This window comes from Limosilactobacillus oris (genome assembly GCF_025311495.1).
Taxonomy (GTDB): Bacteria; Bacillota; Bacilli; order Lactobacillales; family Lactobacillaceae; genus Limosilactobacillus; species Limosilactobacillus oris_A.
In genome coordinates, this window is sequence record NZ_CP104398.1 from 1,791,495 (window position 1) to 1,805,584 (window position 14,090).

Consider the following 14,090-nt stretch of genomic DNA (forward strand, 5'->3'; position numbering starts at 1 on the left):
ATGGATAATGCGATAATATTCTTTGCTTGGTCCCATAGCATAATTGGATAGTGCATCCGCCTCCTAAGCGGTCGATTCCGGTTCAAGCCCGGATGGGATCATTAACAACCTTGAGTGGGACTGTGACATAGGTCTTTTGCTCACTCAACATCTGAATAATGCGGTACGCATATGAGCTTCAGAGATCGGCTTTGCCGAACTCTGAAGCCCTATTTGTACTCTCTAAAGCCTAGCTGCGCGTCGACGGAGGTGGGACAACGAACTAGCCGAGCTAGTTCTGCCCCACTCTCCCATTTCTCTACCGCCAGGGTAGCTTGGCTTGCTGGGGATAAAAATATGAGCTGATTTGGTGTACAATAATGTTAACAATTGCTTAAAAAGAGGTGAGAACTGTGCAGGCGCCGTATCGAATCATGTTGCTGTTTGGGACCCGGGCGGAAGCATTGAAGCTGGCTCCGCTGATTAGGGCAATGCGGAATGACCCCGCGAACTGGCAACCAGTAATTGCCGTTGCCCCGCAACAATCCCAACAGGAAGTATTAAGCCAGACGCTGGCGTATCTTCAAGTTGTTCCTGACTTTGACTTGGCCCAGACCAGCGGCCGGAAAGGGGCGGCGGTCGAAGAACTCAGCGGCTTGCTCCATAACTTGAACAACGTTATCAATGCCGGGCAGCCGGATATGCTGCTGGTGGTTGGGGATGCGGTTACCAGTTTGGCGGCGAGTCTGGTCGGTTTCTACCACCACCTGCCCATTGGCCACGTTGAGGCGGGCTTGCGAACCTATGATAAGTACTCGCCATTCCCCGATGAAATACACCGGCGGCTGACCGATGACCTGGCCGACCTGTACTTTGCGCCAACGACCCGGGCCCGGGATAATCTCCTGGCTGAGCACCATCCGGCCAAACAGATTTACGTGACCGGGAATACGGCGATTGACATGGTAAAGGATTCGCTGAAGGAAGACTTCCACAGTCCGATCCTCCAGCAAATCCCGGCTGACCAGCGGTTGATCCTTTTAACGATGGCACGCCCCGAAAGCATTGGTGAACCGATGCGGCAGGTTTTCCACACGATGAAGGACATTGTCGAGACCAATCCTGACGTGGACCTGATATATCCGGTGATGCCCCACCCCGACGTCCTGGCAATGGCGGAGAAGATTCTGGGGAATAATGACCGGATTCACCTGACTAAGCCCCTTGACCACCGCAGTTTCCTCAACTTGGCGGCGCGCAGCAGCTTGATCATTACCGACTCCGGTAGTGTGCAGGAAGAGGCTCCGGCCCTGCACAAACCAGTTCTCTTATTGCGGGAAAAGACGGAACGGCAGGAAGCGGTTGACGTTGGTGCCGTTAAAATCGTAGGTAAGGACCCGACGAGTATCCAGCAGGCAGTGTTTGAACTATTAAACAATCACCGTGCTTACCGGCAGATGGCCGAGGCAGAAAACCCGTTTGGGGACGGGCAGGCGAGCCAACGCATACTGCGAATCATTAAAAAGTACCTAAGCCAAAAGTAGCAGCGGCTGATTGATGATGTTAGCAATTGACCATTGCTATGAACAAAAATAAGCACGAACCATTCAACCTCGCTGGAGGATGGTTCGTGCTTATTTCTTCTTATTGATCCTCAATTTGCTTATTATCCTTGAAAATCAACCACTTCGAGAAGACGTAGTTGGCGATGATTACGATTACGTTATCAATGACTTTGACGATAAACTGGCCCATTGGATCCTTGAAGCCGAGGACGGAAATCCCGATGAAGGTGATGACAATATCGATCACCAGGGTTAGTGCCCGGTAGAAGAAGAAACGCAGCATTTCAACGAGAAAGTCGCTGACCGTGGTGTAGTGGGAGCCGAAGACCCACACCTTATTGGTGAAGTAGGCGACTAGCACGGAGACGAACCAGGCGATTACGTTCGCCAACTGGTAATTCCAGTGAATCCCGGAACTCAGAATTTGGAAGACGGCCAGGTTGATAACAGTTGTCACAACGCCCCAGAAGAGGTAAGCGATGATGTGCTTATACTTTTCCCAGAGTTGCTTAATCATTGAGCGCCTGCGCTTTCTTGACTAGCTCCGCGGCAAATTGGTCCAGCTTCTTAACGTCGTCTTCAGCGGGGGCAAGGTTGACGTGGACATTTTCGCTGCCCTTAGTAGCGCCGGTGTCCGCCAGCACCTTGCTGAATTCATCGACGGCCTTGCAGAAGTCATCGCCGTAGAAGGTGTCGCCAGAACCGGCAACGCCGTAGACCTTACCGGTTAGCTCCTCTTCCTGCAGGTCCTCATAAAAGTCCATTCCTTCGTCCGGCAGGGCGCCTTCGTCGTAGGTGTATGGGCAGACTACACAGATATCGACGTCTTCGAAGTCTGCGGGGTCCGCGAGGGAGATTTCGGTCATTTCAACGTCGACGTCGCGGTCTTCCAGTGATTCGGTGACCAGGTCGGCAACGTCTTCGTTGTTTCCAGTGATGGTTGCGTAAACTACGAGTGCTTTCATTACGTGTGCCTCCAATTTATTAATCCCTACAAGTATAGCATGGTTTGGGGCAATGATGGGGACAAGTGGTATACTATTAGAGGTAGAATGTCAAAAAGGAGATCCGAGAATGATTACATTAAAGTCACCACGCGAAATTGACGCGATGGAAAAAGCCGGGGCCGCTTTAGCAGCGATGCACCTGGGAATTCGGGAATTTATCAAGCCGGGCATCTCAAGTTGGAAGATCGAAGAATTTGCCCGGAAATACTTCAAAGCTGCTGGGGCTAAGGCTGAGCAGATCGGCTTTGAGGGTTACAAGTACGCGACCTGTGTCAGTGTCAACGATGAGATTTGTCATGGTTTTCCCCGTAAGAACCTGGTATTGAAGAAGGGGGACCTGGTGAAGGTCGACACGGTGGTTAGCGTCGACGGCTTTTTCAGTGATTCCTGCTGGTCGTATGCGGTCGGTGAGGTTAAACCGGAAATTCAACGGTTAATGGACGTGACCAAGAAGTCACTCTTCATGGGAATTGACCAGTGTGTCCCTGGCAACCGGATTGGGGACATTGGTGCGGTCATCCAGCACTACACGGAAGACGAAAATGGCTACGGTGACGTCCGCGAGTTCGTCGGTCACGGAATCCAGCCGACAATGCACGAAGACCCAATGGTACCGCACTATGGTGAGCATGGTCAGGGCCTGCGTCTCAAGAAGGGGATGACCATCACGGTTGAACCGATGATCAACACCGGAACGTGGGAAGCCGACACGAGTGACCCGAGTGGCTGGCTGGCGAAGACTGCTGATGGCGGCTGGTCCTGCCAGTACGAACACACCCTGGTGGTAACTGATGATGGGCCAAAGATTTTGACCTCCCAGGATCCGGAAGCCGATGCCAAGTACATGTACAATGATAATTACGCCAAGTACCTGGAACACTACGCCAAAATTTCTCGGGAAATTGCGGAAGAATTTAAATAACTCGCTGTAATTAAGCGGCAGTTCACTATTAATTTAGTGGGTTGCCGCTTTTTTGATGAAAAAATTACGCTGAATGCACGCTGGAGCAGTTCAATGCAACTTGGGGACGGGGGATTTTAGTAAACTAGGGGGCGTGTTTATTAAATCGATTGGGGGAATTAAGATGTTTTGCCCGAACTGTGGCAAGAAGGTTTCAGCAACGGCGGACTTTTGCCCGTACTGCGGGAGCAAACTAGATCATTCTGCGAATGAAGAAGAACGGGTGGTACCAGAAAAGCAAGTCAAAGCGACGGGCCAACCGGACGCTAACCACCAGCCAGCACCGTCATCATCGAACGGGAATGGTAAGAAGCCGGGGAAGAAGGTCCCGCTAATCTTAGTCGGCGTGATCGTCGTCCTTCTGGCCGCCATTGCCTTTATGTTAGGAATGCGGGGAAGTAGCAAAGATTCGGCATCGACGAGTAGTGCGCAGACAACTAGGACTATCAGTAAGAAAAACAGCAGCACGAGCCGTTCGGCGAGCCGGCCGACCTTTAACGATCAGCAGAAAGCGGCCGCCATTCTATACTATGCCAAGGAAAATGAATCCAATCGCTTCTGGGGTGAACTCTACCGTGATGCGTTGGCTAAGTCTACTAAGGTGACCGCTAATAGTTTGCCGGACGAGGCTACTGAGCAGGGCGACGGGACCATGCACGCTTATTATCCTACGGGAGCATTTTTCGGTGGGGCAACCGGGTACGTCATGGGCACCGATAGGCAGACGGTCTATTACTACCGGCTGGGTCCCGGTGCCGACAGCATTGACCCCGACGACACCGTTACGCTAAACGAGATTGAACAATATGTTATTGATCACCACGCTATGGACCAGGTCAACCAGCTTGCTGGAAACATCAAACTTGACTAGGAGGAGCTATGAAAACTAAGAACGTTGTTATTACAGTTGTCGCTGTCGTATTGGTGCTGGTTGGAGCCTATTTTGCTGGGCGCACCTTTAGCAAACCGTCCGTCGACAGCAGTCAAGAGACGAGTACAAAAGCGGCGGCGCAGCAGAGCAGTGCATCATCCTCGTCGGCAACCGGCACGAGTTCGTCGTCGACCAGCGCTGACGCTGACCAGTTGGACTATAACACGATCACCCCGATGCAGACGGCGGCCGCCATTATGTACTACGCCAAGGACAAACTCAGCGACCAGAATGACTGGCATAGTATCTACACTGCCAATGGGATTGACCTCTTTCAAAGCAACAATACCGAGCACCTGTCTGACCCGGGGCGGGGCGTCTGCTGGAGCCTGCATCCTTCTAATATGGCCGGGGGCGACACTCCGACCTATACCGTTGGTGCCGATGGGACGGTAAGCTACTACCACGTCACCACCGTTAACCAGAACAAGGATAAGGATCCCCTCCTGACCGTTAACCTGCATGACATTATCAACTACGTTAACAGCCACCACGCGGTTAGCGATATTAAGGCTAAGGCGCAGGATATTCACGCAACAATCGATAACCAGTAAGCGACTGACAGAAAGAGAGAGTTAGATGAATTTTTGTGAAAAGTGCGGGGCCAAGTTACGGCCCAAGCAGAAGTTTTGTGAACGGTGTGGGGCACCGGTAGCCAGTGCGCCGGCTTCAGATGAAAAACGGGCGTCAGGTGAGCCAAAGCCAGCACGGCAGGAGCAGGAGACCGCCAAGAAAGCGCCGGATCAACCGGCAACGGTTTCTTCAGCGGAGCATGAGCGCCTGCAAAAACAGTACGCTGCCTTGGAGAGCCGCCTGAAGGATGAGCGGCGGAATAGCAAGGTGAACGTTCTCGCTCGGTTAGCCTTTACCCGGGCGCATTTTAACCAGGTTTTACAGTTCGTGAAGGATAACGCCCTGACGATGTTCCTCTTTTACCTCCTGGCTGTTCTCCTGCCGGCCCTCCGCTGGTACCTGCTGATTATTTTTATCTTGATGGTCTATCTCTTTCCGCTGCTTTCAAACGAGCAGCGGTTCAAGTGGGACGAAGCCGTAGACAATTACCTGCGGGATGAGGAACAGCTCAACAAGATTCGTAACTCAGCGGCGGGGATGTACCGGTCACTTCGTAATGGCCAGCCCGCCCAGGAACCGGCTGAGGAGGAAGCGCCTGCTCAGCCGCAGGGGACACCAGATCCAGCGCCGCAGAAGGCAAGTGCGACTGCGCAAGCAGCGAATGCCGCTCTTTCCCCAGCCGCAGGCTTTTCATGGAACGGGGAAGCAATTTTCGGCATCATTGCGACGGTTCTCGGCGCAATCATGTACTTTATGACTAGGGATGAGGCAGGGAGTTTCCTTAACCAGGGTCTTTCCGTCCTGCAAAGCGGGGGCTTAAACAGCGCAGCCTACCTGAATCTTTGGGGGTTCGTTATGCTGCTGGTCGGGGTTCCCGCGATTATCGGTGGGATTATTAAGGGGGCCACGCACCATCTTGGCGGCGGAGTCCTGAAAACTTTGGGGGTCCTCCTGGCAGGAGGCTACGGGCTTGCCTATTCATACGTTTTTGCGAATGCGGCCGAAGTTGCGGGCCGGACAGCCGTCGCAACCCTTTCCGGTGATACCTCCCTGAGCGACCTGGAGAACCTGGCCCACCTGGTGCAAATTATTCCGTGGCTGGTCATCGGACTATACGTTATCGGGATTTTGGTTAATGCCGTTTCAAGCCGGCAAAAATAGGAAGGAAGAAAAATGAAATTTTGTAGTAATTGCGGTACCGAGCTCAACCCTGGCGCCGCTTTTTGTCCGCACTGCGGCGCTAAGGTCGAGCAGGCAAAGCCAGCTAAGGCGTTTGAAATTACCCGGCAGTTTTGGCTGGGCTTTTATCTAACCTTGGTTGGGGGAGTGGCAGCCGGAATCGCAGTCAACATTGATACTTTGACCACGTTGGTTCCGTCTGCAATCATTGATCCGGTAATGACGCTGCTGATAATCATTGCCTGTGCTGCTATTCCGGGAGTTTTCACGTTAATTACGGGAATCGTACGTGGCTTCAACCACCAGCGAACGGGGATCGGACAGACGGTTGTCGGGCTGGCGCTGCTGTTGGTGGCCGGCTCACTGGCCAGTGTAATGTTTGCTGGGGAATACAGTATCAGTAGCACGATCATAGTTATTAGCCTGTTTTGCTATTTCATTGCCAGCGTAATTTTCGTATTAGCCTATTTCACGGCAATTTTTGTCACTAGCAAACCAGCGGCAGGAGAGCAGGTCCGGCAATTACGCTGGGCAGTGGCCGGTATGACCGTGGTCGCCGTCCTGCTTTTAGCTGCCCTGCTTCTGGGAATTGTTGGCTTCCTAATCGTCGTAATTGTTTTGGCTGGTGCACCGTTTTTAGGTCGGCGCCTTAGTTTAAGCGGCGGAAGCGCTTGGTGCCTTTTAACTCATGAACATAGCCGCAGGCTGAGCTGGCGCTTTTATTTGGCCCTCCTTGTCCTCGTTGCTGGCGTCGGCCTGCGCATGGCAAATATCTACCAGGCGGCGGGAGTGATCCTGACGATGGTCCTGATTATGGCTGCGGAATGGTGGAGCAACCCGCAACGGCTGGGAAAGCAGCCCCGTGAGATGGCCGGCTGTCTGCTAGTGGTTGCCATTCTGCTCCAAGTGATTTACCTCTCATTGGGGAGCCGGATGAATAACGCGTGGCCAATTGTGATTGCAATCTTTATCTTAATGGCTGCGTCATTTTTTACCTACTTCTACGTCATATTACGGACGCGGTTTGTGGTTAAGAAAGGGGAGGCTGGTACCGAATGAAAAAATGTTCCCACTGTGGTCACCCGCTAAAAGCGGACCAGAGTTTCTGTCCCCAATGTGGCACGAAGTACGTTGCTCCGCAGGCTCAATTCGTCAAACCGGTTAGCTATCAGGGGCATCGGCAACGATTCTGGCGGCAAATTGGAATTGCCCTTATTCTCGGGGCAATCGTCGTCGCCATTAGCTGGCTGGCCTGTTCCAGTTATAATCGGCATCGGCTAAGCGTGACGAAGGAAGATAGTGACCTTGTTTGGTTAGTCACCCCGGATAACCAGACCGTTGACCGGCTTGACGGCAACACGAAAGTGGCCTATGCCTACCGCTTCTTCTACAAGAATAATGAATTTTATGCAACAATCTATAACTTAGGCGATACGGAATTAGGGGATCTTAAATTAGATAATGGTCGGCTAACCTACCGCAGTATTGCAAAGTACGTGGGGATGAAAGAAGGTACGTATAAACCTAGTTATCATGAGCCTTCTGTGATTGAAGGCAAGCAGAAACTAACTAAAGAAGATCCTGTCCATTTAGGCTTTAAGCACTATGCACTTGATGATGACGATCCAGGACAGTATCAATACGACTCGCAACTGAATTTAATCCAGGCAAAGATTAGCCAGCGGTTAAACAACGGTAATTATGCAGTTGGCTACCGGACGAACCAGACTGATGATGATTTGGACCCTAGTCACTCTCACAAGGGCTACCTAGTGACAATTACCGGGCACGCCAACCAGCAGGCCGTTTTTCAATACGGAAAAGTGTACTAGTAATAATATTAAGGAGAACCAATGAAATTAGGAAAGTGTCCCCATTGTGGGGGAAGTTATAAACCGGGGGCCCGCTTTTGTCCCCACTGTGGGCAGGAGTTACCGGCAACCCGGCCGCGCCGGCGTCAGGAAATGACGAAGCATTTTGACCTGCGGGGGCTGGGCCTTCACCCATTTAAAAAGCAGGATTGGAAATGGTACGCGGGGCTCGTTCTCGCGGTGATCGTAGCACTAACCAGTGCAATTTTTATTGTGATTGTTAACCAGGACTACTACGCAATTTTAAACCAGCAGGAACCATCACTGGTTGATGCCTACAATAAGGTGGGGCGCAGTTTAACTAACCAGGTTACGGGCATTGTTATCCCCAGCTACCTTATTTTAGGAGTGGCGTTGGCGGGGCTGGCCTGGCTGCTGGTTAAGGGCAAGAAGCAACAGCGGATTATGGTTGTTGAGATCGCAGAAGTACTGTTATTGGTAATTGGGGGAGTTAATTTTGCTAGTGCCCACGGCTTCTCCTTCTCTGGCGGCCAGCTTGGCCAGGCCTTTGTAAAAAGCCATCTAAACGGCAAAATTTACCGTTATTCCTACTTCAAGAACCGGCCGGGTGACGACACGAGTGATACGGATGATAACTTCTGCAACCAAATTCCGGACCATGATAAGGGTTACCCGCAGGAATACTCGAACGTTTACCTGAAATTCAATTCGGATGGCACGCTTGGCGTTAACGTCAACCCCTACTGGCGGGATGATAATGAGACGGCTTACAATAATAGCAAGACCGGGAACTACCGAACCGTGGGGATGTGGCACGTTAATAAGAATGGTAAACTGCACATTAACTGGGACCAGGCCGATACCCGCGCCTACGACTACGAAGCTGTTCAGGTGAAGGTGAAAAAGAAACACCATAAGAAGCACCACCGCAAGTACCGTTATAAGACCGAGTACAAGTGGGTTGCCCAGTATACGGATCCAGAAACCGGGGATGATGATACTAGTCTGCCGATTTATTTCCCGGGTGATGACATCGACGGTTCAGTGGCCTTTGGCTATGACACCCTCAAGGTCGCCGGGGTCAAACTGCAAAAGCCCAATGCGGCAGGTGAAGTAGATCAATAAGCGGCTATTGAAAGACCGGTCAGGAGGAATTTTCCGCACCGGCTTTTTTTATACACGGGACTAATGTATCTTTATGCGGTTGATTGCCGCTGCAAGGGCCATAGATCATTGTTAATATGTATAAAGCTTCCTCCTAATATGAATATTTATATTAAAATTAGGTTAGAATATCGTCGAAAATGTTTTATTATACAAAAAGACGATTATACTAAGAATATTCATTATATCTGCACTTATTATTGGAGGCATTAGAATTGGAAGAGCAAAGTAGTAATAAAAAAGTCATTACTACCTTTGGCCTGGTAACGATGATCATTACCGCAATCTTTGGTTTTGGGAATGTTTCGAACGCTTATCTGCAAATGGGCTACGGTAGTATTATCTGGTACGCACTGGCTGGGATCTGTTTCTTCTTCCCGTGCGGCTTGATGATGGCGGAATATGGTTCCACCTTCAAAGAAGCTAAGGGGGGTATTTACTCCTGGTTGGCCGGTTCCGTTGGTGAACGGGTTGCCTTTGTTGGGACCTTCGTGTGGCTGGCATCCTGGATTGTCTGGATGGTTTCGACCGCTTCCCGGATTTGGATCACCCTGTCCGCGTTGATTTTTGGCAAGGACACCACCCAGCAGTGGCACGCCTTTGGCCTTGATTCCACCCAATTCATCGGGGTACTGGGAATCTTGATGATCCTTTTCATCACCTACCTGAGTTCCCGGGGGATCAACTCGATTGCCAAAGTTGGCTCACTTGGTGGGATTTTCACCATTGCCGTTAACATCATCTTCGTGATTGTCAGCGTGATCGTCCTGATTGCTAAGAAGGGGGTCCTGGCCCAGCCAATTCATGGTGCCAGCACCTTTATCACGTCACCAAACCCACAGTTCCAAACGCCGATTGCCATTATTTCCTTCGTGGTCTACGCGATCTTCGCGTACGGGGGGATGGAGTCACTGGGGTCCGTTACGGATAGCATGAAGAACCCTGAAAAGACTTTCCCGAAAGGCCTGATTATTGCCAGCATCTTCACGATTGGGACCTATGTATTGATGATTTTTATGCTCGGTTGGTCCATCAACTACCAGCAGGACTTGACGAAGAGCAGCGTTAACCTAGGGAACGTTACCTACGTCGTCTTCAACTACCTGGGAATTGCCCTGGGGAACGCCCTCGGCTGGTCCCACGCCGCCGCGTTGACCTGCGGGGTTGTTATGACCCGGATCGTCGCTTTAGCGCAGACCCTGGGATTCTTAGGGGCACTATTTATCCTGCTCTACTCGCCAATCAAGGCCTTTATCCTCGGTTCCAACCCGAACCTGTGGCCGAAGAAGCTGACTAAGCTGAACAAGGCTAATATGCCGGCTAACGCCATGTGGCTGCAAGCCATCGTTGTTTGTGTCATCATCTTCCTGGTCGCTTTTGGTGGCTCGGCTGCCCAGAAGTTCTACCTGATTTTGACCGACATGGCCAACGTGTCCGCGACCTTCCCGTACATTTTCCTGATTGGGGCCTTCCCATTCTTTAAGGCCAAGAAGGACCTTGACCGGCCGTTCGTTGCCTTCAAGAACCGCTTCTGGACGGATGTTTTGGTAATCTTTGTGGAACTGATTCTGATTATCGGGATCCTGTTTACCTTTATCCAGCCATTGACGGAAAAGGATTACCAGACCGCCTTCTGGACACTGGCGGGGCCAATCTTCTTCGCCATCGTTGCCCTCGTCTTCTACCAAATTGCGGTAAAGAAGGGTAAGGTTGAAAAATAAATAGTTTTTAAAATGAAGACCGTGCAAGGGAAATTCCTCTTACACGGTCTTTTTAATCCGGCTTAGATTCCGGCCTGCTCTTTTGGTCGTCTTTTTGCTATAATAGCCCTATGTTATTCAAGGGAGGACGGCATGAAAAACGAACCAGGAAAATTGAAGAACTTTGTCCTGCTGTTAATGCGGCACTTTACCATGGCCCAGATTTCCAGCTCGGCGGCAATGTTAGCTTACTATACCCTGTTGTCGATTTTTCCGGCGGTGCTGGTGATTGGAAACCTGCTGCCGATGGTCGGCCTGGACGCCGATACGGTCCTCAGCTACCTCCAGACAGCCGTCCCGTCCTCAGTCTATGTTTTTATCAAACCGCTGATTTATGACTTCCTGCGGCAGGGGAGTGGGGGCCTGCTGACAACTGGGGCCCTGATTGCCCTCTGGTCGACTAGCCAGGGAATCGCGGCCTTTCAGCGGTCGGTTAACCTGACCTATGACGTGGCCCGCAACCAAAATCCAGTCATTAACCGGGTGGTCTCCTTTATCTGGATGATTGTCGTGATCATCCTGATCTACGCGATTGTCCTACTCTATGGTTTTGGGGAGCAGGTGCTCAATAGCATCCAACCGCTGCTGCAGTTTAACCGGCGCTACATTTCGCTCTTCAACTCGCTCCGGTGGCCGGTTGCCCTGGCGGTCCTCTTTATTGCCCTGACCCTGCTGTACTACTTCGTGCCTAATGCGAAGGTCCGCTTACGCTACGCGGCGACGGGGGCCCTCCTGGCGGCGCTCCTGTGGATGGGCCTTTCCCGGCTCTTCTCCTACTACACGGTCTTCTTCCGGCACAGCGTGGTTTCCTACAAGACGATTGGGGCTTTCATCGCGATGATGATTTGGCTGGACCTCTCCGGCTACGTGATTATGTTGGGGGCGGTCCTCAACGCCACCCTCCAGGAAGCGCACGAGGGTGTCCTGGAGGAGCGGGAACACTTCTGGCAGGTGATTGACCGGGAACACTGGCATAAAGAAAAGGGAGCGGGAAAGAACTAGCTTGTCTAGTTCTTTCCCGCTCCCCCCACACACAAGGATGGCTATGCCGCCGGCCGTTCGTCGTTAAAGAGAACGGTAGAAACCGTGTCGACGTACTTGGCGGAAACTGGCGTTGCGTAAATGTTTTCGCCCTCCTTGTTGGTGAAGGCATTGATGGTGGACAACTGGTCCATTGCCTGCCGGACTGTTTCGGCAGAGAGGTTTTCGCTGGCGTAGCTAAGTTTTAAGAGGTGCTTCTTACCGCGGTTGCTCTTGAAAGTTAAGTTGAGAGTCTTCATAGTAGGCGGACTTCCTTTCTATTATTCGGATTACTGTGCGATTGCGAATTGTTCGGTTGTAACGATGTTAGCGCCCGTGCACTGTTCGCCGGTCAGACTTTCCAGAGCAGCGGTGACGGAAGCAACTTGTGCGGCGGTCAAGTCCTGCTTGACGTTATTCAGAATGTGGGTAGCGCCCTTGGGATGCTTGGCCCCGGCGAGGGTTACTTGCAGTTTAGCTGATTTGAATTGACGTTCGTTACTCATGGTGAGCACTCCTTTTGGTTTGATTTTGTAAGTGGTGATCACTGCTTACACTTACATAAACGGCTGAGCGCGGTAAAAGTGAAGGGGGAATTTTAAGAAATGGCGAAGATTTCAAAAATCGAAGCACAGAAGCGGCAGGGCCGCTATAATGTGTACTTGGACGGCCACTATGCCTTTCCAGTGGCAGAGAGTGTCCTGGTCAAGTTCCGCCTGATGAGGGGCGTGGAGCTGGATAAGGACCAGGTTGCGGCAATCACGACCGCTGACCAGCAGGCGCGGGCCTATGGCAAAATCTTGGACTACCTATCCTACCAAATGCGCAGTGAGAGTGAGGTCCTCAAAAAGCTCCGTGACTTGGAGACGCCGGCGGAGTTCGTTGAACCGATCATGGCGAAGCTCCGGGACCAGCACCTGGTTGATGACCAGCAGTACGCCCGGTCCTATGTCCGGACAATGATGACGACGACGCTTAAAGGCCCGGGGGTCATCCGCCAGCAGCTTCGCTTGAAAAAGGTTGGCGAAAACGAGATTGAGACCGCTCTGCAGGAATTTCCACCAGCTGACCGCCTGGCGAACGCCAGTAAACTGGCCCGGAAGCTCTTCAAACGTTACCATAACCAGCCGGAATTCCGGCGGGAACAGAAGGTCCGGCAGGGGCTAATGATGAAGGGGTATTCCGGGGAGGTCTATGACCAGATCAAAGCGGCAGTCACTCCAGAAGCTGATCCGGACCAGGAGGCCGACCTGCTGGCTGCTCAGGCGGAGAAAGTTTGGCGCCGGTACCGGCGTTATACGGGGATGGACCGGGAACGCCGCTTCAAACAGGCGATGTTTCGTAAGGGCTTCGACCTCGACGCCGTTCAAGGCTGGCTAGATGATAACCAGGAAAGTCTTTCCTAAGCGTGGGAATACTGGTATTATTAATAGGATACCTAACTTTAAGAAGAGAAAAAGATAATGAAGAATAAAAAAATTCACATTAATGAACAAAAATTGAATCACCAGTATGGCTACCGGACGGTGAAGCGCTTATTTGATGTTGTTGCTTCAACGATTGCGGTAGTTTTGTTGAGCCCCGTTTTTTTGATTATTGCAATCTGTATTAAGGTCAATGATCCGAAGGGACCGGTCTTTTATTCCCAAATCCGGGTCGGCAAGGACGGCAAGCAATTCAAGATGTTTAAGTTCCGGTCGATGGTGACCAATGCAGATGAATTGTTAGCTAAACTGCAAGCCCAGAACGAGATTGACGGGGCCATGTTTAAGATGAAGAACGATCCCCGAGTGACTAAAGTTGGACGAGTAATTCGTAAGTACAGCCTGGACGAACTGCCACAATTAATCAACGTGATTGGCGGTTCGATGAGCATTGTCGGGCCCCGACCACCGCTGGTTAGTGAAGTCGAACAGTATACCGCTTACGATCGTCAACGGCTGATGGTCAAGCCGGGGGCCACTGGGATGTGGCAGGTTGGCGGCCGGAACGACGTCGACTTCGCGGAGATGGTGGAACTGGACTTAACCTATATTCAAGAACGGTCGATTTGGCTGGACCTGAAAATTATGTTTGAAACCGTAAAAGTAATGATTTTGCCGAACGGGGCATACTAATA

16 protein-coding genes and 1 tRNA gene are annotated in these 14,090 nt (G+C 51.5%); 13 read left to right on the forward strand and 4 right to left on the reverse strand.

The features are described from left to right. Positions 1 to 28: 28 nt before the first annotated feature. Positions 29 to 101 (forward strand) — tRNA-Arg (locus N4599_RS08890). 291 nt (positions 102 to 392) lie between these two features. After that, positions 393 to 1,523, forward strand: a complete 1,131-nt coding sequence (gene wecB / locus N4599_RS08895; RefSeq protein WP_260899177.1) for a non-hydrolyzing UDP-N-acetylglucosamine 2-epimerase — start codon at positions 393 to 395, stop codon at positions 1,521 to 1,523. 100 nt (positions 1,524 to 1,623) lie between these two features. On the opposite strand, the gene N4599_RS08900 is transcribed toward wecB, so the two are convergent. Both N4599_RS08900 and N4599_RS08905 read right to left on the reverse strand, forming a co-directional pair. After that, entirely contained in the window at positions 1,624 to 2,061 is a 438-nt protein-coding gene (locus tag N4599_RS08900) for a GtrA family protein (protein ID WP_003713181.1), read from the reverse strand. Further along, positions 2,054 to 2,509: a flavodoxin gene (locus N4599_RS08905; protein WP_260899179.1), complete on the reverse strand. Its 456-nt coding sequence runs from the start codon at positions 2,507 to 2,509 to the stop codon at positions 2,054 to 2,056. Before N4599_RS08905 ends, N4599_RS08900 begins: the two co-directional genes overlap by 8 nt. Before the next feature lie 109 nt (positions 2,510 to 2,618). Between N4599_RS08905 and map the strand changes: the two genes are divergently transcribed. From map to N4599_RS08950, 9 genes are all read left to right on the forward strand, one after another. Beyond that, positions 2,619 to 3,473, forward strand: a complete 855-nt coding sequence (map, locus tag N4599_RS08910) for a type I methionyl aminopeptidase (protein ID WP_194176555.1) — start codon at positions 2,619 to 2,621, stop codon at positions 3,471 to 3,473. Between the two features lie 133 nt (positions 3,474 to 3,606). Next, entirely contained in the window at positions 3,607 to 4,383 is a 777-nt protein-coding gene (locus N4599_RS08915; protein WP_260899182.1) for a zinc ribbon domain-containing protein, read from the forward strand. Between the two features lie 8 nt (positions 4,384 to 4,391). Continuing rightward, on the forward strand, positions 4,392 to 4,997 hold the full coding sequence (locus N4599_RS08920; RefSeq protein WP_260899184.1) for a hypothetical protein: 606 nt from the start codon (positions 4,392 to 4,394) through the stop codon (positions 4,995 to 4,997). 25 nt (positions 4,998 to 5,022) lie between these two features. Beyond that, positions 5,023 to 6,177 carry a zinc ribbon domain-containing protein gene (locus N4599_RS08925; RefSeq protein WP_260899186.1) on the forward strand — a complete coding sequence of 385 codons (1,155 nt, stop codon included), beginning with the start codon at positions 5,023 to 5,025 and terminating at the stop codon, positions 6,175 to 6,177. A 12-nt stretch (positions 6,178 to 6,189) separates the two neighbouring features. After that, complete coding sequence (locus tag N4599_RS08930; RefSeq protein WP_260899187.1) at positions 6,190 to 7,254, forward strand: zinc ribbon domain-containing protein; 1,065 nt, start codon at positions 6,190 to 6,192, stop codon at positions 7,252 to 7,254. Further along, positions 7,251 to 8,027: a zinc ribbon domain-containing protein gene (locus N4599_RS08935; protein ID WP_062812824.1), complete on the forward strand. Its 777-nt coding sequence runs from the start codon at positions 7,251 to 7,253 to the stop codon at positions 8,025 to 8,027. Before N4599_RS08930 ends, N4599_RS08935 begins: the two co-directional genes overlap by 4 nt. Before the next feature lie 21 nt (positions 8,028 to 8,048). After that, positions 8,049 to 9,152: a zinc ribbon domain-containing protein gene (locus N4599_RS08940; RefSeq protein ID WP_260899190.1), complete on the forward strand. Its 1,104-nt coding sequence runs from the start codon at positions 8,049 to 8,051 to the stop codon at positions 9,150 to 9,152. Between the two features lie 254 nt (positions 9,153 to 9,406). After that, positions 9,407 to 10,912 carry a glutamate/gamma-aminobutyrate family transporter YjeM gene (yjeM, locus tag N4599_RS08945; RefSeq protein WP_003713156.1) on the forward strand — a complete coding sequence of 502 codons (1,506 nt, stop codon included), beginning with the start codon at positions 9,407 to 9,409 and terminating at the stop codon, positions 10,910 to 10,912. 132 nt (positions 10,913 to 11,044) lie between these two features. Continuing rightward, entirely contained in the window at positions 11,045 to 11,953 is a 909-nt protein-coding gene (locus tag N4599_RS08950) for a YihY/virulence factor BrkB family protein (RefSeq protein WP_003713120.1), read from the forward strand. 41 nt (positions 11,954 to 11,994) lie between these two features. Here the strand turns inward: N4599_RS08950 and N4599_RS08955 are convergent, their stop codons facing one another. Together N4599_RS08955 and N4599_RS08960 are read right to left on the reverse strand one after the other, a co-directional pair. Further along, entirely contained in the window at positions 11,995 to 12,231 is a 237-nt protein-coding gene (locus N4599_RS08955; protein ID WP_003713183.1) for a DUF2922 domain-containing protein, read from the reverse strand. Positions 12,232 to 12,261: 30 nt separating this feature from the next. Next, entirely contained in the window at positions 12,262 to 12,477 is a 216-nt protein-coding gene (locus N4599_RS08960) for a DUF1659 domain-containing protein (RefSeq protein WP_003713118.1), read from the reverse strand. 99 nt (positions 12,478 to 12,576) lie between these two features. Between N4599_RS08960 and recX the strand changes: the two genes are divergently transcribed. Next, a complete protein-coding gene (gene recX / locus N4599_RS08965; RefSeq protein ID WP_260899194.1) occupies positions 12,577 to 13,377 on the forward strand; it encodes a recombination regulator RecX in 801 nt (266 codons plus the stop codon). A gap of 57 nt (positions 13,378 to 13,434) precedes the next feature. After that, positions 13,435 to 14,088 carry a sugar transferase gene (locus tag N4599_RS08970; protein WP_260899196.1) on the forward strand — a complete coding sequence of 218 codons (654 nt, stop codon included), beginning with the start codon at positions 13,435 to 13,437 and terminating at the stop codon, positions 14,086 to 14,088. Positions 14,089 to 14,090: the final 2 nt, after the last annotated feature.